16 protein-coding genes and 1 pseudogene are annotated in these 16,955 nt (G+C 72.2%); 10 read left to right on the top strand and 7 right to left on the bottom strand.

The window, feature by feature from the left end; translation table 11 throughout:
* Positions 1 to 57: 57 nt before the first annotated feature.
* The 3 genes from ACZ6S4_RS41740 (at position 58) to ACZ6S4_RS41730 (ending at position 3,438) form a co-directional block, all read left to right on the top strand.
* The gene (locus ACZ6S4_RS41740) at positions 58 to 1,203 is read left to right on the top strand and encodes an RNA ligase RtcB family protein (protein ID WP_465480190.1); all 1,146 of its coding nucleotides are present in this window, start codon (positions 58 to 60) and stop codon (positions 1,201 to 1,203) included.
* Positions 1,200 to 1,832: a peptide chain release factor H gene (gene prfH / locus ACZ6S4_RS41735; RefSeq protein WP_465480189.1), complete on the top strand. Its 633-nt coding sequence runs from the start codon at positions 1,200 to 1,202 to the stop codon at positions 1,830 to 1,832. The genes ACZ6S4_RS41740 and prfH overlap by 4 nt, the downstream gene beginning before the upstream one ends.
* 142 nt (positions 1,833 to 1,974) lie before the next feature.
* Positions 1,975 to 3,438, top strand: coding sequence for a vanadium-dependent haloperoxidase (locus tag ACZ6S4_RS41730; protein WP_465480188.1), 1,464 nt, complete (start codon positions 1,975 to 1,977; stop codon positions 3,436 to 3,438).
* 404 nt (positions 3,439 to 3,842) lie between these two features.
* Here ACZ6S4_RS41730 and ACZ6S4_RS41725 read toward each other — a convergent pair whose 3' ends face one another.
* Positions 3,843 to 4,298: a hypothetical protein gene (locus tag ACZ6S4_RS41725; protein WP_360822661.1), complete on the bottom strand. Its 456-nt coding sequence runs from the start codon at positions 4,296 to 4,298 to the stop codon at positions 3,843 to 3,845.
* A gap of 34 nt (positions 4,299 to 4,332) precedes the next feature.
* On the bottom strand, positions 4,333 to 6,588 hold the full coding sequence (locus tag ACZ6S4_RS41720; protein WP_465480222.1) for a molybdopterin oxidoreductase family protein: 2,256 nt from the start codon (positions 6,586 to 6,588) through the stop codon (positions 4,333 to 4,335).
* Positions 6,589 to 6,689: 101 nt separating this feature from the next.
* Between ACZ6S4_RS41720 and ACZ6S4_RS41715 the strand changes: the two genes are divergently transcribed.
* A complete protein-coding gene (locus tag ACZ6S4_RS41715) occupies positions 6,690 to 8,777 on the top strand; it encodes a M6 family metalloprotease domain-containing protein (RefSeq protein ID WP_465480187.1) in 2,088 nt (695 codons plus the stop codon).
* 3 nt (positions 8,778 to 8,780) lie between these two features.
* On the opposite strand, the gene ACZ6S4_RS41710 is transcribed toward ACZ6S4_RS41715, so the two are convergent.
* Positions 8,781 to 9,380, bottom strand: a complete 600-nt coding sequence (locus tag ACZ6S4_RS41710) for a DUF6518 family protein (RefSeq protein ID WP_465480186.1) — start codon at positions 9,378 to 9,380, stop codon at positions 8,781 to 8,783.
* A 126-nt stretch (positions 9,381 to 9,506) separates the two neighbouring features.
* On the opposite strand from ACZ6S4_RS41710, the gene ACZ6S4_RS41705 reads away from it, so the two are divergent.
* Complete coding sequence (locus tag ACZ6S4_RS41705) at positions 9,507 to 9,725, top strand: VOC family protein (protein WP_465480185.1); 219 nt, start codon at positions 9,507 to 9,509, stop codon at positions 9,723 to 9,725.
* Here ACZ6S4_RS41705 and ACZ6S4_RS41700 read toward each other — a convergent pair.
* Positions 9,674 to 10,285 (bottom strand): MFS transporter, encoded by a 612-nt coding sequence (locus ACZ6S4_RS41700; RefSeq protein ID WP_465480184.1) that lies wholly within the window; start codon positions 10,283 to 10,285, stop codon positions 9,674 to 9,676. The genes ACZ6S4_RS41705 and ACZ6S4_RS41700 overlap by 52 nt on opposite strands.
* A 55-nt stretch (positions 10,286 to 10,340) precedes the next feature.
* Here ACZ6S4_RS41700 and ACZ6S4_RS41695 point away from each other — a divergent pair, with 55 nt between their 5' ends.
* On the top strand, positions 10,341 to 10,829 hold the full coding sequence (locus tag ACZ6S4_RS41695; protein ID WP_465480221.1) for an inorganic diphosphatase: 489 nt from the start codon (positions 10,341 to 10,343) through the stop codon (positions 10,827 to 10,829).
* On the opposite strand, the gene ACZ6S4_RS41690 is transcribed toward ACZ6S4_RS41695, so the two are convergent.
* Positions 10,814 to 11,698: a UbiA prenyltransferase family protein gene (locus ACZ6S4_RS41690; RefSeq protein ID WP_465480183.1), complete on the bottom strand. Its 885-nt coding sequence runs from the start codon at positions 11,696 to 11,698 to the stop codon at positions 10,814 to 10,816. The two genes, ACZ6S4_RS41695 and ACZ6S4_RS41690, sit on opposite strands and share 16 nt — an antisense overlap.
* A 133-nt stretch (positions 11,699 to 11,831) precedes the next feature.
* Here ACZ6S4_RS41690 and ACZ6S4_RS41685 point away from each other — a divergent pair, with 133 nt between their 5' ends.
* A complete protein-coding gene (locus tag ACZ6S4_RS41685) occupies positions 11,832 to 12,548 on the top strand; it encodes a VOC family protein (protein WP_465480182.1) in 717 nt (238 codons plus the stop codon).
* A gap of 10 nt (positions 12,549 to 12,558) precedes the next feature.
* Here the strand turns inward: ACZ6S4_RS41685 and ACZ6S4_RS41680 are convergent, their stop codons facing one another.
* Positions 12,559 to 13,473 (bottom strand): NADP-dependent oxidoreductase, encoded by a 915-nt coding sequence (locus ACZ6S4_RS41680; RefSeq protein WP_465480181.1) that lies wholly within the window; start codon positions 13,471 to 13,473, stop codon positions 12,559 to 12,561.
* Positions 13,474 to 13,534: 61 nt separating this feature from the next.
* On the opposite strand from ACZ6S4_RS41680, the gene ACZ6S4_RS41675 reads away from it, so the two are divergent.
* Positions 13,535 to 14,149 carry a TetR/AcrR family transcriptional regulator gene (locus ACZ6S4_RS41675; protein WP_465480180.1) on the top strand — a complete coding sequence of 205 codons (615 nt, stop codon included), beginning with the start codon at positions 13,535 to 13,537 and terminating at the stop codon, positions 14,147 to 14,149.
* A gap of 91 nt (positions 14,150 to 14,240) precedes the next feature.
* A pseudogene (locus tag ACZ6S4_RS41670) lies at positions 14,241 to 15,092 on the top strand (MFS transporter); the annotation flags it as partial.
* A gap of 170 nt (positions 15,093 to 15,262) precedes the next feature.
* On the opposite strand, the gene ACZ6S4_RS41665 reads toward ACZ6S4_RS41670, so the two are convergent.
* Complete coding sequence (locus ACZ6S4_RS41665; RefSeq protein WP_465480179.1) at positions 15,263 to 16,342, bottom strand: helix-turn-helix transcriptional regulator; 1,080 nt, start codon at positions 16,340 to 16,342, stop codon at positions 15,263 to 15,265.
* A gap of 61 nt (positions 16,343 to 16,403) precedes the next feature.
* On the opposite strand from ACZ6S4_RS41665, the gene ACZ6S4_RS41660 reads away from it, so the two are divergent.
* Entirely contained in the window at positions 16,404 to 16,892 is a 489-nt protein-coding gene (locus ACZ6S4_RS41660; protein WP_465480178.1) for a hypothetical protein, read from the top strand.
* The last annotated feature ends 63 nt before the right edge of the window (positions 16,893 to 16,955 follow it).

The raw sequence follows: 16,955 nt of genomic DNA, 5'->3' as shown, positions 1-16,955 counted from the left end.
GACGCGCATCGCCTCGCCCAGCCCGCCGCGCCCGTACGTCTTCAGAAAGAGCACTCCTTGTCTCAGCAGCAGTCTGCCCCCGTCACCGTGTTCGCCTCCGACGGGAGCTGGATCGAGTCCGACGCCGTCACGCAGTGCCACCAGGTGGCCGCCCTCGACGGCATGCTCCACGTCGCCGCCATGCCGGACCTGCACCCCGGCAAGGGCGCCCCGATCGGCGCCGCGATGGCGTCGACCGTGCTCTACCCGCACCTGGTGGGTTCCGACATCGGTTGCGGCATCGCCGTGTTCCCCGTCGGCCTCAAGCGGGCCGTACCCGAGCGTCTGGCCGGCCGCTTCCCGGACCTCGACCGGCCGGTCGAGCCGGACGACCCGGCCTGGGCCCACGTGGACGCCGACATCCCGGCCGGCCACACCGAAAGCCTGGGCACCGTCGGCCGCGGCAACCACTTCGTCGAGCTCGCGCGGGTCCGCGGGGTGCTCGACGCCGGCCACGCGGCCCGGCTCGGGCTGGCCGCCGGCGACCTCGTCCTCATCGTGCACAGTGGCTCCCGCGGCCTGGGGGAGCGCATCCTGCGCTCACACACCGAGGTGCACGGCGCCGGTCCGGCCGCCACCCCGGCGGAGTACCTGGCCCGGCACGACGAGGCCGTGCGCTGGGGCTCGCTCAACCGCCGGCTGATGGCGGCCCGGGTCGCGCTCGCCCTCGGAGCCACCCCCACCGCGCCGATCGTCGACGAGTGCCACAACCTGGTCGAGGTCCGCGACGGGGTGTACCTGCACCGCAAGGGCGCCGCACGTGGCGACGGCCGTGACGTGCTGGTGGCCGGCACCCGGGGCACCCCGTCGTACCTGGTGGCAGCGCACGCCGGGCCGGAGGCCAATTACTCGGTCGCCCACGGTGCCGGGCGCAAGATGTCGCGCGCCGACGCCCTGGTCCGGGGCCGGGCCAAGCACACGGTCGAGGAGCTGCGCCGGACACCGCTGGGGTCGCTGGTGGTGTGCGGTGACCGGCAGCTGCTGTTCGAGGAGGCGCCGACGGCGTACAAGCGGATCGAGCGGGTCGTCGGGGATCTCGTGGCGCACGGCCTGGCGACGTCCGTGGCCGAGACCGTACCGGTGGTCACCTACAAGACGGCCGACCTCGGCAGTGCACCGCGGCGCGACCGCCGAGACCAGCGTCGTGGCCGGGGCCGGTCATGAGCGAGCGTGAGCATCTGCTGCTGTCGGCCGGGCGCGGCCCGCAGGAGTGCACCTGGGCGGTCGCCCAGCTGGTGCGCCGGCTGGAGGCCGGCGCCGGCCGCGACGGCCTGACGACCCATCGGGTCGAGACCGTGCCGGGCGAGCGGCCGGGGACGTTCCGCTCGGTCCTGGTCCGGATCTCCGGTACGGGCGCAGCCCGGTTCACCGCTTCGTGGACCGGCACCCTGTGCTGGCAGGCGCCCAGCCCCTACCGCACGAGCGCCGGCCGCAAGAACTGGTACGTCATCGCGCAGCCATGCGAGGTGGACGCCGCGCACACGGCCTTCGCGGAGGCGGACGTCGACATCGTGGGCTGCCGCACCGGCGGACCGGGCGGCCAGCACCGCAACAAGGCGAGCACGGCCGTACGGGCGACCCACCGTCCGACCGGGATCGTCGTGGTGGCCGACACCGAGCGGCAGTTCAGCCAGAACCGCCGCCTGGCCCTGGAACGCATCCGCACGCGCCTCGAACAGGGTGACCGCGCCGCGGACCGGGCCATGGTCACCGGCCGGCGCCAGATCCATGATGCATTGGTACGCGGCAATCCCACCCGCGTCGAACGACCGGACGACTTTCCCCAGAAATAGAGAAACGGGTCTATCGATACTGGACCGCACCGATTAACCTACGAGCAGTTCCGCGTCGCCACGGGGGAGGCGCGGTAACTAACGGGGAGGATCCGTGCTGTTTTCCGACGGACAATCACGCCTGTCGCGTCGTTATGGGACATTGGCTGCGGTCGCTGTCCTGTTCGCCGCTTTCCTGCAAGTCGCCTGGCCCGCCCGGCCGGCCCGCGCGGTCATCGCCACCGACCACGCCACCTTCTGGAACACCGTCCTGCTCGACACCTACCGCCAGCTGACCGGCGGTGCCGCGACGCCGACCCGGATGAGCCGGGCCGGCGCCATGGTGCACATCGCGATCTACGACGCCGCCAACTCGGTGCTGTGCGCGCGGCGGGCGGCCGACTGCCTCGGTCAGCCGTACGTGGTCAAGGTGGCCGGTGGCGGTGACTTCAACACCGCGGTGGACTATGCCGCCTACACGGTCCTGACCGACCTCTACCCGGCGTTCGCGTCGTTCTTCCAGGGCAAGCTGACCGAGGCCCAGGACGGGATCGCGGCCTCTCCGCAGCAGGCCGCCGGCCGATCGGTCGGCGAGCAGGCGGCGCGCGCCATGCTGCAGAGCCGCGCCGGTGACGGCTCCGACGCGCCGATGTCCTACACGTTCGACGGGGTCCCCGGCGCCGCCCAGCAGATCGGTGCCAACCCACCGGTGACTCCACAGTGGGGTGCTGTCCGGCCGTTCGCGATGACCAGCGGATCGCAGTTCCGGCCGGAGATTCCCGCCGACGCCTCGACCTACAGCGAGCTGCTGACCAGCGCGGAATACACCGCGCAGTTCGACGAGGTGCGGCGGCTGGGCTCCCGCACGTCGACCGAGCGGACCGCCGACCAGACCCGGGCCGCGTTCTTCTGGGCCAACGACTCCGACGGCACCTACAAGCCGCCGGGCCAGTTGCTCTCGCACACGCAGACCATCGCCGCGGCCCAGAACGTCCCGGCCGAGTCCAAGGTCAAGCTGTACGCGCAGGTGGCGCTCGCCCTGGCCGACGCGGCGATCCTGGCCTGGGACACGAAGTACAACACGCCGGTGGACCTGTGGCGGCCGGTGACCGCCATCAACCAGGCCGACACCGACGGCAACCCGGACACCGACCGTGAGGACTGGGAGCCGCTCGGCCGGGCGACACCCAACTTCCCGGCCTTCGTGTCCGGCCACGCGACCTTCGCCTACACGTGGGCGATGGTGATGAGGCACTGGTTCGGCCGCGACAACGTCAGGTTCACCGGGGGCACCGACGATCCCGACGCCCGTGGTGTCACGCGGACCTTCGCCAGCTTCACCGCGGCCGCGGACGAGAACGCGCACAGCCGGCTCTGGCTCGGTGTGCACTGGCACTTCGACGCCGACAGTGTGCTCAACCCGGGAAACGAACTCGGCGAATTCACGGTCGACAACACGCTCTACTACAACACGTCCGCCACGGAGCTGCTGTATCAGCACCGGGACGGCGTCACCAATCCGTCGACGGTTTGCAACAACACCGGTCGTCAATTGTCGAATGAGCACCGGTGGGAATTCTGGCGTTGCGCGGTGAGTGGCAGTTCGTTCGATCTGTTCGTTCGCTGACAAATTTTCGTCGCCTGTTTCCGTGACCGGGACCGCGCTTGCCGTGGCCCCGGTCGCGGACTGATGGCTGGCAACGGTTGACGTTACATATCGTCGACCGTGCTATCGCCGCCCGCAGAACTCTGGGCGTGGTCATCGCGGTGCTGGCCGCGCTGGTCGGCGGGGCGATCGGTCTGGCCGCCGGTTCCTGGGCGGGCGAGCAGACGTACCCGTCGATGCCCGCGGCCGCCAGATCCTGGCGGTCTGCTGGACGACGCGCTCGCCTGGAGGCCCTGGCCTTGCGCGACCCGGCCGTGGTCCCGGACTGCCTCGGGCCCGGCCTGCGGACGCTACTGGCGGGATCGGCGCTGGTCGTGCCGGCCGTGGTGATCACCCCGCGGCCGGGGTTCCGGACCTGGCGTGCCTCAGTCGGCGGCGGGCGAGTAGCCCGGGGTCCAGCCGGAGACGTCGCAGAGCCGGCCGCGCCACAGGCAGCCGCCGCGGCCCGCGTGGTCGGGGGAGTGGATCCGGGCGTTGCGCAGGTGGATGTAGCTCGTCGGCGCCATCAGGGCCGTGTACTGCCGGTGGGTCACCTCGCCGCCGGTGTCGCGCAGCTTGACGGCGGCGTGGGCCAGGTCGGACTGCTCCTTCACGTGCTCGGCCATGCCGGTGTAGAAGGCGTCCTCGTTGTTGGTCATCTCGCTGACCTCGGCGAACCACTGCCACTGCGGGATCAGTTCGCCGCTGACCAGCAGGCCGTGCACCGTCAGGCTCAGCTGGACGCCGGGGTCCACCGGCTCGGTGAGCCGGTCCATCTGCGCGACGTAGGTGTCGAGGACCTTGTCCGGTCCACCCCAGTCGGCCCGCATCTGATCGGACACCGCGCACCCCCTGTCAGGCTCCCCGGATCCGACTCTAGGTCAGCACCTCGCCGGCCCGGCCGGTAACCGCGAATTCGGCCTTGACCTCGACCGGGATGCCGTTCAGCACGCTGTTGCCGGAGAGCTGGTCGATGACGGTCTCGTCGGTGAGCAGGTTGCTGTTCACTCCCGGATGGGCGGCGGCCACCGTCATCCGGGTGCCGGCCAGGCCGTGGCCCCAGCCGTGCGGCAGGCTCACCACGCCGGGCATGACCCGGTCGGTGATCTCCACGCGCGCCGACAGTGTGCCGGCCCGCGAGGTGACCCGGGCGTCGCCGCCGTCGGTCAGCGCGAGCCGGTCGGCGTCGGCCGGGTGGACCTGCAGCGTGCAGCGGTCCCGGCCTTTCACCAGGGCGGGCACGTTGTGCATCCAGCTGTTGTTGGAGCGCAGGTGGCGCCGGCCGACCAGGACCAGGTCGTCGTGGTCGCGCCCGAGCGCCGCGCGCAGCCGCTCGACGTCGGCCGCGATCGGCTCGCCGTACAGCTCGACCTTGCCGCTGGGGGTCTGCAGCACCTCGGGGAGCCGGGGCTGCAGCGGGCCGAGGTCGACGCCGTGCGGGTTCGCGAGCAACTGGTCCAGGGAGAGCCCGCCGGGGTGCGCGCCGAACCGGTCGCCGTACGCCCCGGTGCGCAGGGCGACGTCGAGCAGGCGCTCGGCCGGATGGTCTCCACCGACCAGCGCCCGGAGCTCGGTCGCGTCGCGCCCGGTCGCCGCGGCGGCTCGCTGCAGTGCCTGCTCCAGCAGCTGCTCGTGCAGCACCGCCGGATCGGTGCCCGCGCCCTGGCCGGCGGCGATGAGCGTGAGCCGGGCCAGGATGTCGCACTCGTCGATGTTCGCCGGCTCGGCCGGCAGCACCGGCGGGGAGTACGCAGCGAAGTTGCGCACCGCCAGTGCCAGGAACGAGAAGTCGTAGTGACCCTTACGAGCGGGGTCGGTCGGTGGCAGCACCACGTCGGCGTGCCGGGTGGTCTCGTTGAGGTACGGGTCGACGCTGACCATGAAGTCGAGCCCGCCGAGCGCCCGGTCCAGCCGGTCGCTGTTCGGCGTGGACAGCACCGGGTTGCCGGCCACCGTCACGAACGCGCGGACCTGCTCGTCGCCGGGCGTCTCGATCTCGTCGGCCAGAGTGGCGACGGGCAGCTCACCCTTGACCTCGGGCAGTCCGCGGACCCGGCTGTGCCACCGGCCGGTCCGGAAGCCCTTGCCGCCGGCGCGGGGGCGCGGGCTCAGGTGCGCGGCCAGCGGGAACATCACGCCGCCGGGCCGGTCCAGGTTGCCGGTGAGCACGTTGACGACGTCGACGAGCCAGCTGGTGAGCGTGCCGAACTCGACCGTGCAGGTGCCGATCCGGCCGTAGACCGCGGCGGTGGGCGCGGCCGCGAGCTCCCGCGCCAGGCCGCGGATTCTTTCCACCGGTACGGCGCAGACCGCGCTCACCTGCTCGGGTGTGAAGGCACTGGCCAGCTCCCGCACCTCGTCGAGGCCGGTCACGTGCCCGGCCAGCCCGCCCAGCTCGACCAGGCCCTCGGCGAACAGTGTGTGGACGATGCCGAACAGCAGGAACGCGTCGGTGCCGGGCCGGATGAACAGGTGCTCGTCGGCGTGCTCGGCGGTCCGGGTGCGGCGCGGGTCGACCACCACGAACCGGCCGCCGCGGGCCTGGATCGCCTTGAGCCGCCCGGGGAAGTCGGCCGCGGTGGCCAGGCTGCCGTTGGACTCCCACGGGTTCGCGCCCAGCACCAGCAGCAGGTCGGTCCGGTCGAGGTCGGGCACCGGGATGGTCAGCGGGTTGCCGTAGAGGTAACCGCAGGACACGTGCTTGGGCATCTGGTCGACGGTGCTGGCGGAGAAGATGTTGCGGGTGCCGACGGTGCGCAGCAGCGGGGTCAGGTAGAGCCCGCCGGCCATCGTGTGCACGTTCGGGTTGCCCAGGTACAGGGCCACCGCGTGCGGGCCGTACCGGTCGATGATCGGGCGCAGGCCCTGCTCGACGGCCTGGAAAGCCTCGTCCCAGCTCACCTCGACGTGCTGGTCGCCGCGGCGGACCAGCGGCCGGCGCAGCCGGTCGGGATCGGCGGACAGCTCGCCGAAGGTGGCGCCCTTGGGGCAGAGGAAGCCGTGGCTGAACACGTGCTCGCGGTCGCCGCGGGCGGCCACGATCCGGTCGTCGCGGATGGTCAGCTCCAGCCCGCAGGCCGCCTCGCACAACGGGCAGGTCCGAAATGCCGTACGCGCGCCTTCACCGGCCATGTCGCTCACCCGTCTCCTGGTTACTGGGCAGTATCCTGCCATGGCGGCGGCCTTCCCCCCAGGCATTGATAGGTATCACTCGGACTGCGAGGATGACGTAGGTGACTGGTGGCGTGGTGGCAACCGTGCGGCGGGCTGTGGTCCCGGCGATCTCTGTGATGGTGCTGGTGCTGGCCGGAGCGCTGACGGCGACACCCGCCGCGGCCGCGCACCCGGACGGCGACCCGGATCATCCCTGGCGGATGCGGCATTGGCCGCAGACCCAGCCGTGGCAGCGCGACCAGCCGGCCGCACGCCGGGCCGGCGCGGACGCTCCCCAGCCGGTCGATCCGCAGAACTACGAGCTGCCGGACACCATGACCTGGGACGACTACCGCGCGGTGCCGGGCACCGACTGGTCGGATCCCGCCGTGCCGGGCTCGCAGCGCAATTTCCGCGGCGCCCTGGTGCTGGTGGACTTCCCCAACCAGCCGTTCGTCGTGACCCAGCCGCCGAACTCCACGGTCTTCGGCAATCCGTCCACCGTGCACGACCTGCCGCGGGCCGACGTCCCGGCCTTCTACCGGGACTTCCTCAACAAGCCGGGCGAGCTCAACCGGGGCCACACCATCCACGAGTACTGGATGGAGGACTCCGGCGGTCGCTACGGCATCGGCCTGGGCTCGTTCGGCGTCTATCAGCTGCCGGCCAAGAGCCACGAGTACGGCATCGAGAACTCCATGCAGCGCGGCCTGGGCTGCCCGGCCGGCGACAAGTGCGGCCGTGACCTGCGCGCCGACGCCCGCGCCGCCTGGCTCGCCGACGTCGGCGAGACGGTGGCCGCCCAGTACGACTTCGTCTTCTACCTGGCCGCCGGGCAGGACGAGTCGTCCACCTGGCAGGAGTTCGGCCAGATGAAGTTCGCCGGCGAGGACAGCGTCTCGGACGCCTTCGGGCCGCCCGACGAGGCGCTGCCGAACTGGAACGCCACCCGGTACGTCGACTGGACCTCCTGGCAGGCCTCCGCCACCGTCTGGCCGAACGCCACCAACGGCAGCTCGGTGCAGGCGGAGAGCTCGGGCATGTCCACCTACGCGCACGAGTTCAGCCACATCCTGGGCGTGGGGGACAACTACAACAACCCGTACTCGGTGCCCGCGCGGCGCGACTACAGCGGACCGTGGGAGATGCTCAGCCGGGGCACGTTCAACGGTCCCGGCGGCCCGCACAGCCGCTGGCTCATCCCGGGCACCGCCGGGTCGTCGATGGGCGCCCAGCACATGCTGCGCAACAAGATGAAGCTCGGCATCATCGACGACGCCGCGGTGCTGCGGCTCTCCCGCGCAGCGCTGACCGGCTCGGGCGTCGTCGTGGCGCGGGTGAAGGCCCGCGCGGTCCAGCCCGGCAAGGGGTTGTCGGGGATCAACGTGACGCTGGACGGCGGCGACAGCAGCCCGGCCTGCGACACCGCCGCCGACCCGTACTGCGACGGGGGGAGGTACGACAACTACACGGTCGAGGTGGTCGACCGGATGGGCTTCGACTCGTTCACCCCCGACTCCGGTGTGCTGCTGGCCAAGACCAAGAACGCCGACTCGGCCCCGTTCATCTGGACCGTCGACGCGAACCCGCAGGACATCGACAAGGTCGACTTCGTGCTGCCGGACGGGACCCCGCAGAAGATGACCGTCGGCGACTACCGGCAGCTCTCCGACGCGCTGTTCCACGCCGGCACCGGCTCGGGCAGCGAGTACGAGTACGTCGACACCGCCAACCGGCTGCACTTCTACGTGCTGGACGTGCGGCGGGACCGGGCCGGCGTGCTGTCGTACACGGTCGCGGTCCGATCTCTGGACGGCGCCGGACCACAGGCCCGCGGGGTGGCGGCCGGCCGGGCCGTCGCCGCCGTGGCGCCGTCCGGCTGGGCGCGCTGCCGCATCCCGGTGCGCAACACCGGCCGGGCCACCACGACCGCCGGTCCGCTGAGCGCCTACACCGGCTCGGACGTCTACCGCGTGTCGGCCTCGGCCGGTGCGGGCTGGACGTCCTGGCTGCCGCGCGCGGTCACCGACGTCGCGAACGGCCGCACCGCGTCGGTGGACGTCTACGTCAAGCGCCCGGCCGGCGCCAAGGGCACTCGGGTCGCGGTCACCGTCACCTCGGAGAGCAACCCGGCCGCGACGGGCACGACCTCGTGCCGGGTGCGGTGAGCGCTACTCGAAACGGGCGACGGACAACAGGGCAAACCCCACAACCGCCAGGGGTACGGCGACCAGCAGCGCGACCAGGCGGCGCCGCCACGTGTCCACGACCAGCACCGTGAGGAGCACCCCGAGCGCCACGTCGATGAGGGCCGACCAGAGCGGCTCGTCCCCGCCTCGACGCGCGAGCACCGCTGCCTCGGCGAACATGACGGCCGCGGGCATGGCCGAGGCGCCGGTCTGCCACCGTCCCGGGCGCCGCGCGGCGATCCCGGCCCCGCCGAAGACCACTCCGGCGATCACGGCGAAGCCCATCCACACGATGGCCACGGTGTTGTACAGGTTCGAGACGTCGTCGTTCTGGATCACGGCCGCCGCGAGGTAGTAGCTCGGCACGGCGACGACCAGCATGACGACCGCCGCGGCGATGCCCCGGGCCCAGTCCCACCGCCCCCAGTACGTGAACAGGAAGCCGGCCACCGCCCACACGGCCAGGGAATTGCCCAGCCCGCCGAACGGGAACGGCACGTACTTGATCCACACGAAGTCGAGTGCCCCGAGCAGCACACCCCCGACGGGCGCGGCCACGGCGGCGTACCGGTTGATGATCACCTCCGGGAGCTTAGGCACGCACCCGGTCCGGCAGATCGGGCTCCGGACCGGATTCACCGGCACCCGGGTCGGCCGAAAGGCCGACCGAAGCGGTCGATTCCAGGCGTGCTCCTGCGTCGTACCGGTATGTCTGATCAGATCCGGCTCAGTACCGTCACCCTCGACTGCCCCGATCCCCGCGCTCTGGCCGAGTTCTACGCGGCCGTGATCGGCGGCACGGTGACGTGCCGGGACACGCAGTGGGCCACCGTGCGGGGCCCGAACGGCCGCATCGACTTCCAGCGCGTCCCCGGCTACACCCCACCGGCCTGGCCCGACGCCTGCCGGACGTACTGGATCAGGTAGGTCCACGCGCAGACCTGGGCCGCCACGTTGAAGAAGTGTGCGACGACGCCGTAGCGGTACTGCTTGTTGCGCCACAGCACCCCGGACAGGCTCCCGACCCCGCCCTCGTGCGGGCCGGCGTCGGGGAACTCCTCGACTATCGGCGGCGCCTTCTGGCTGGCGGTCGCCACGGCGATGAGCACGAGGACAAAGGCCAGGCCCAGGTACGGTGCCATGACCGCACCCAGCTCACCCGCCCCGATCGTAGGCACCTCGGCCGGGGTCAGCGTCGCGATGTCGGTGCCCACCGGGTTGAACGCCTGGGCCAGGTTGAGCCGCCGCGTCGCCGTCTGCTCGGGACCGAGCGAGAGCACGTACGGGTTGGCCGAGGTCTCCAGGATCGAGCAGCCGGCGGCCATCGCGAACAGGGCGACGAGGAAGGCCTCGTACGTCATGATCTTGCTGGCCGGACAGAACGAGAAGGCGCCGATCGCGGCCAGGCTCAGCCCAGTGAGGATGCCGGTCTTGTAGCCGAAGCGCTGGTTGATGAAGGCCGCGGGCAGCGCGAGCAGGAACTCCATGCCATCGATGGGAACGACTGGGTGTAGCGTGCAGATCCTGAAGGGGTGCGTGGTCATGGAGTTCGACGTCACCATCGAGATCCCCAAGGGAACTCGCAACAAGTACGTGTTCGATCACCGCACCGGCCGGCTCCGGCTCGACCGGACGCTGTTCACCGCCACCCAGTATCCGGCCGACTACGGCTTCATCGACGGCACGTGGACCGCGCAGAAGGATGCCCTCGATGTGCTGGTGCTGGTTCGCGAGCCGACCTTTCCGGGCTGCCTCATCCGGTGCCGGCCGATCGGCATGTTCCGGATGAGTGACGAGAACGGGCCGACGCCGAAAGTCCTGTGCGTGCCGACCGCGGACGTCCGCCTCGCGGAGCTGCGCGAGATCACCGACCTCGATCCGTTCCTGCAGCTGGAGATCCAGCACTTCTTCGAGATCTACAAGGCGATCGAGCCGGGCAAGAGCGTCGACGTGGGCGGCGAGCGGTGGGCCGGCCGGGCCGACGCGGAGGCCGAGGTCATCGTCGCCTTCGGCGGTCAGGAACCGACGTAGGCGAGGGCGAAGCCGATCGTCGGGACGCCGAAGAGCACCGAGATCAGCGCGAGCTTGGTGATGGTCGGGCGGCGGGTGAGGATCGCGTACGCGACCAGCAGCACCGGCGCCATCACCAGTTGCGCCGTCAGGGTGGACCGCGGCACCAGCACGTCCAGCCACGCGCAGAGGATCGAGATGCCCAGCGCCGCGGCCCACAGGGCGATCCCGAGCCGGTGGGCGAAGCGCGCGCCGAAGCGGACCGCGAACGTGGTGTCCCCGGCGCCCGCGTCGGCGGCCAGATCCGTCACGGTCGTCGGCAGATACAGCGCCGCGGCGAAGAGCAGGCCGATCAACCCGAACTGCCACGGAAACTCCCACGGCGTACGGGTGATCGACCATCCCGCCGCCGGCGAGACGACCCCCACGACCAGCGCGTTGACCGCGACATCCCAACCGGGCCGCGTCTTGAGCCGCAGCGGCGGCACGCTGTACGCCCAGCCGAGCGCCAGCACCCCGGCGACGCCGAGCACGAACAGTGGCCCCACGAACAGGGCGCTGAGGATCGCGGCACCGGCGATGCCGTAGTACCACCGCCGCAGCCGAGCGGCCGATACCGCGCCGGTGACCAGGGGAGCGGTGGCCTTGCGCGGGTTGGCGCGGTCGCTGCGCAGGTCGTGCAGGTCGTTCTGGGCCAGCACCGCGCCCCAGACGAGCGGGCCGAGCACGAGCAGAGCCACCAGGGCCCGGGCCGCGTCGGCGCGGTCGGGCAACCAGGCGTGACCGGCCAGCACGGTGCCCAGGTAGGCCGGAACCCAGGAGACCGGCCAGAACCAGGGCCGGGAGACCAGGACGAGCAGCGCGGCAGGACGGTCCAGCACCGTAGTCATACCCGGCATGGTCCAACGTCGTGTCTGTGGGCGCGCTGAGAACCGCGGCCCGTTAATCGGCTGCGGGCGACCTCGGCCCACACCTAGGCTCCGATCGACAGCAGTCAGTTCCGCGCACGGGGGATGGTCGGCGATGACGAGCCAACTGCACGCGATCTGCTTCTTGGCCGGCGAACCCCGGCGTCTCGCGCGGTTCTGGTCGGAGTTTCTGGGTCTCGAGCTCGTCGACGATGCCCGCGACGGGGTCGCCCTGCTGCCCGGCGCGGACAACGCTTACCGGATCCGGTTCATCCCGCACGACGAGCCCAAGCGCGGCCAGAACCGGGCCCACTTCGACCTGACCAGCGTCTCCGAGCAGGACCAGCAGCAGAAGGTGGCCCGGGCGCTGGAGCTCGGCGCCCGGCACACCGACGTCGGCCAGCTTCCCGAGGAGGGGCACGTGGTGCTCGCCGACCCCGAGGGCAACGAGTTCTGCGTCATCGAGGCGGGCAACAACTTCCTGGCCGGCTGCGGCTTCGTCGGCGCGCTGGCCGGCGACGGTTCGCGGACCGTCGGCTACTTCTGGAGCGCGGCGCTGGACTGGCCGCTGGTCTGGGACCAGGACGAGGAGACGGCGATCCAGTCGCCCGGCGGCGGGACGAAGATCACCTGGGGTGGTCCGCCGCTGATGCCCAGGACCGGCAAGGACCGGCTGAGCCTCGATCTCGCGGTACCGGTCCACAGTGACGTGCCGGCCGAGATCGACCGGCTGATCTCCCTCGGCGCGAAGCGCGTCGAGTCCGGCCCGGGCGACGACGGCCGGGTGCTGATGACCGATCCCGACGGCAACGAGTTCACCGTGCGCGGCTGAGCCGGCCGGGTCAGACCGTCAGCACGATCTTGCCGCGGGCATGGCCGGTCTCGCTCAGCTCGTGGGCGGCGACGGCGTCCTTGAGCGGGAACACCGCGGCGAGCGGCACGGTGAACCGGCCCTGCTCCGCCAGCGCGGCCGCAGCCGCCAGCCCGTGCAGCGCCTGTGGATCCGCGCCGGGACCGCCCGAGCTGGACAGGTGGACCCCGTACGCCGCGGCGTTCAGGTCCGCCACCGTCACCACCCGGTCCGGGCTCCCGGCCAGGTCGATCAGGTCGGGTAACGAGCCGGAGCCGGCGCAGTCCAGCACGGCGTCCACCACGCCGGCGCGGTCGCGCAGGCCCGGCCCGTACGTGGTCGGCGCCGCCCCGAGGCCGGCGATGAAGTCGTGGTTGCGGGCGCTCGCCGTACCGATGACCGTCGCGCCGCGGGCCACCGCGAGCTGCACGGCGACCGAGCCGACGCCACCGGCCGCCCCCTCGACCAGCAGGGTCAGGCCGGGGCCGGCGCCCAGCCGGTCGAGGACCCGGGTGGCGGTCTCGACGTTCGCCGCCGCGCCACCGGCCTGCTCCCAGCTCAGCGCGTCCGGCTTGGCCGCCCAGCCGGTCAGGACGGCGTACTCGGCGTTCGCGCCGCCGAGCCGGGCCACGTCGACGACGCCGAAGACCGCGTCACCCGGCCGGACCCCGGTCACTCCCGCGCCGACCTCGTCGACCACTCCGGCGGCGTCGGCGCCGAGCACGTGCGGAAGGGTCAGGGGCATCCAGTCGCGGAACCGGCCGGACCTCAGGTACCAGTCGGCGGGCGTGACTCCCGACGCCTTCACCGCGATCCGGACGTGGCCCGGCCCGGCGTGCGGCTCCGGTGCCTCGGCGACGCGCAGGACGCCGGCCGGGCCGTACTCGCTGAACTGCAGAGCTCTCATGGCCCGGACGCTAGCGGAGCACCCCGTCCACTTAGTTAAAGTGAGACGTATGCCGGAACGGTTGCCTCACACACTGCGCTCCGACGCCCGGGACAACCGCGAGCGGATCCTCTCGGTCGCCCGCAGCATGTTCGCCGGCGCGGGCCTGGACGTGTCGATGCGCGAGATCGCCCGCCGCGCCGAGGTCGGCCCGGCCACCCTCTACCGCCGGTTCCCGACCAAGGAAGCGCTGGTCACCGAGGCCTTCACCGAGCAGATGAACGCCTGCACGGTCGCCGTGCAGGAGGGCCTGGCCGACCCGGACCCGTGGCGCGGCTTCTGCCACCTGATCGAGACGGTGTGTGCCCTGCACGCCCGCGACCGAGGTTTCACCGCGGCGTTCATGTCGTCGTTCCCGCACGCGATCGACTTCACCGCGACCCGCGAACGGGCGCTGCGCTCCGTCACCGAGCTGGCCCGCCGGGCCAAGGCCGCCGGCAAGCTCCGCCCGGACTTCGTCGTCGACGACCTGGTGCTGATCCTCATGGCCAACAGCGGCATCCGGGCCTCGTCACCGGCCGCCGCGGCCGCCGCGTCCCGCCGCCTCGCCGCGCTGCTGATCCAGGGCTTCTCCGCCGAGCCGGGCCCGCGGCCCCTGCCTCCGGCGGTCCGCCTGCCGCTCATGCCCGTGGCGTGATCCCGTGACGGCGTCGGCCCGGACCGCGCTCGCTGTCCCGGGAGCGCTGCCGGCGGCCGCCTGGTCGCTGCTGGGCCGCTTCGGGTTCGCGATGAACAACCTGAGCGTGCTGCTCTATGTCGCGGCCCGGACGGACTCCTACGCCGTCGCGGGGACGATCTCGGCGGCCGGCCTGATCGGTACGGCGGCGGGCATCATCGCGCAGAGCAGACTGCTCGACCGGTACGGAACCACCCGCACCCTGCTGACCTGCACCGCCCCGTACGCGTTGCTGAGCGCCGCCGTGCTCGTCGCGATCGACGCGGGCCTGTCCACCCTGCCGCTGGCCGTCCTGGTCGCCGTGCAGTGCTCGGTGCTGCCGACCGTGCAGGTCGCCTCCCGAGCGATGTGGAGCCACCTGGTCCCGGCCGGTCCGGTCCGCGACGCCGCCTACAGCTACGAGGCGATCAGCTTCGAGGTGTGCTGGCTGCTCGGTCCCGCGGTGGCCGCCGTGCTCGCCACCTGGCTGTGGCCCGGATCGGCTCTGCTGATCTCCGTCACGCTGAGCACGGTCCCCGCGGCCGGCTTCGCCCTGACGGCGGCGGCCCGGTCGCACCGCGGAGCGACCGCGTCCGAGCCCTCGGCAGCGGCATCCCCGTCCGCCGAGGGCTTGCGTGCGGCGGGTCTGGCGGTCCTGCTCGTCGCCACGTGCGCCTTCGGCCTGACCATCGGCTTCGTCGTGGTCGGGGTCACCGCCGGCACCCGGGCCAACGGTGTGCCGCAGCTGGCCGGGCTGCTGCTGGGCCTGTGGTCGATCACGTCCGTGCTGAGCGGGGTGGTCTACCAGCGTTCACCCTGGCCGCGGGCGCTCCCGGTGCGCCTGCCGGTGCTGATGGCCGCTTTCGGGCTGTTCCTGGTGCTGCCGGCTGTCGTCGGCGGCACCCCGGCTCTGACGGTCGGCGTCGTTCTGGCCGGGGCGACCCTCGTGCCGCAGGTCACGGCGCACAACACCCTGCTCGACGGGCTGGTGCCACAGCGCCGGCTGTCCGAGGCCTTCGGCTGGATCACCACGGCCATCTTCGCGGCCAACGCGGGCGGGCAGGCGCTGGGTGGGTTCGTGATCGAGCGGTACGGCTACCAGGCGGGCTTCCGTACCGCGGCGGCGTGCGGGGTCGGCCTGGCCGTGATGGTGTGGGCCGGCCGCCGCCACCTGCTGCCCGATCCGGTCAGAGAGTCGCGCCGTAGCGGTGGGCGAGGGCGGTGACCGGTCGTGGCCATGGCCCGGCGCAGCTCCGGCGGCCCGGTCACTTCCACCTCGGCGCCGAGACGCAGCAGTTCCTGGCAGGCGTGCCGGACGTTCTCGGTCGGGATCGTCGCCGCCACCCAGCCGTCGGCGTCCGGCTCGCCCGCGGACTCGGCGACCGCCCGTACCACCGCCGGATCGAGCAGGTCGGGCAGCCGGGCCAGGCCGTCGGCGGACAGCCGGATCGTCGCGGTGCCGGTGAACCGCCGGGCCTCGAACTCGGCGAGGTAGGTCGCCCAGTGTGCCGCCAGGTCGAAGCCGGCCGGCCGCTCGAAGCGCTCGGTGGTGACGCTGACCTCCCGCAACTGGGCGACCCGATAGGTGGCGATCCGGCCGGCGTCCCCGGTGGTTGCCACGAGATACCAGGTGCCGGACTTGAGGACCAGCCCGTACGGCCGCAGCCGCCGCTGAACCTCCTGCGGCGCCCGCCACCGCCGGTAGCCCACGTCGACGGCGAGCTGCGCCACGACCGCGTCCATGAGCAGCGTCAGGAACGGCTGGGCCTGCGCCTCGTGATACCAGCCGGGGGCGTCCAGGTGGAACACCGCGGCCGTACGGGCGGCCTGATCCCGCAGCTCGGCCGGCAACGCCGCGAGCAGCTTCAGCCGGGCCGCCGCCACCTCCTCGGCCAGCCCCAGGTCAGCCGCCGGTGCCGGCAACCCGGCCAGGAACAGCGCCCGCGCCTCGCCGCCGCTGAGCCCGGTCAGCCGGGTCCGGTAGCCCTCGACCAGCCGGTACCCGCCGTGCTGGCCGGCCTCGGCGTACAGCGGCACCCCCGCCGCCTGCAGCCGGGCCAGATCGCGGTACGCCGTGCGTACGGAAATCTCCAGCTCCGCCGCGAGCTGGCCGGCGGACAGCCGTCCGCGGGTCTGCAGCAGCAACAGCATCGACAGCAGGCGACCGGCAGGCATGCGCTGATCATGCCGCTCAACCCTGACAGGTACTGACACAGCCCGGTCTTACGGTCGCGGCATGACACACGACGGCACCACCGACTTCGACTTCCTGCTGGGCCGCTGGACGGTTCATCACCACAAGCTGGCCGACGTCACCGATCGGGACTGCACCGACTGGATCGACTTCGACGGCCTGGGGGAGGCCCGGCCGGTCCTCGGCGGCACCGGCAACGTCGACACCGTCGCGGCGACGCTGCCCGACGGGCGCTCGTTCGAGGGCCTGACGCTGCGCCTGTACGACCCCGGGGCCGACCTGTGGCGCATCTGGTGGTCGTCGACGACCAACCCGGGCCGGCTGGACCCGCCGGTCGAGGGCCGCTTCCGGGACGGCCGGGGCGTCTTTGTCGGCGAGGACGAGATCGGCGGCAGGCCGGCGCTGGTCCGCTTCCTGTGGTCGGCGATGACCCCCAGGTCGGCGCGCTGGGAGCAGGAGTTCTCGTTCGACGGTGGCCGCACCTGGGACCCGGTCAACTGGGTCATGACCTTCACCCGCCGCGACGGCTGATTCTCCTCATGGACGGGGTGCGGGGGCCGATGGTGACCTCACCTGTGACGTGCCCGCCACGGG

The organism is Actinoplanes sp. NPDC051405 (assembly GCF_055586185.1).
Note: the sequence above shows the minus strand (reverse complement) of the source record. Positions and strands in the feature narration are given on the sequence as shown.

What these genes read in the sequence shown, in the direction of transcription:
- ACZ6S4_RS41695 (WP_465480221.1), top strand. Translation starts at nt 10,341, where the DNA reads ATGGAGTTCGACGTCACCATCGAGATCCCCAAGGGAACTCGCAACAAG.
- ACZ6S4_RS41680 (WP_465480181.1), bottom strand. Translation starts at nt 13,473, where the DNA reads ATGAGAGCTCTGCAGTTCAGCGAGTACGGCCCGGCCGGCGTCCTGCGC.
- prfH (WP_465480189.1), top strand. Translation starts at nt 1,200, where the DNA reads ATGAGCGAGCGTGAGCATCTGCTGCTGTCGGCCGGGCGCGGCCCGCAG.
- ACZ6S4_RS41690 (WP_465480183.1), bottom strand. Translation starts at nt 11,698, where the DNA reads ATGACTACGGTGCTGGACCGTCCTGCCGCGCTGCTCGTCCTGGTCTCC.
- ACZ6S4_RS41720 (WP_465480222.1), bottom strand. Translation starts at nt 6,588, where the DNA reads ATGGCCGGTGAAGGCGCGCGTACGGCATTTCGGACCTGCCCGTTGTGC.
- ACZ6S4_RS41685 (WP_465480182.1), top strand. Translation starts at nt 11,832, where the DNA reads ATGACGAGCCAACTGCACGCGATCTGCTTCTTGGCCGGCGAACCCCGG.
- ACZ6S4_RS41665 (WP_465480179.1), bottom strand. Translation starts at nt 16,342, where the DNA reads ATGCCTGCCGGTCGCCTGCTGTCGATGCTGTTGCTGCTGCAGACCCGC.
- ACZ6S4_RS41705 (WP_465480185.1), top strand. Translation starts at nt 9,507, where the DNA reads ATGTCTGATCAGATCCGGCTCAGTACCGTCACCCTCGACTGCCCCGAT.
- ACZ6S4_RS41660 (WP_465480178.1), top strand. Translation starts at nt 16,404, where the DNA reads ATGACACACGACGGCACCACCGACTTCGACTTCCTGCTGGGCCGCTGG.
- ACZ6S4_RS41700 (WP_465480184.1), bottom strand. Translation starts at nt 10,285, where the DNA reads ATGGAGTTCCTGCTCGCGCTGCCCGCGGCCTTCATCAACCAGCGCTTC.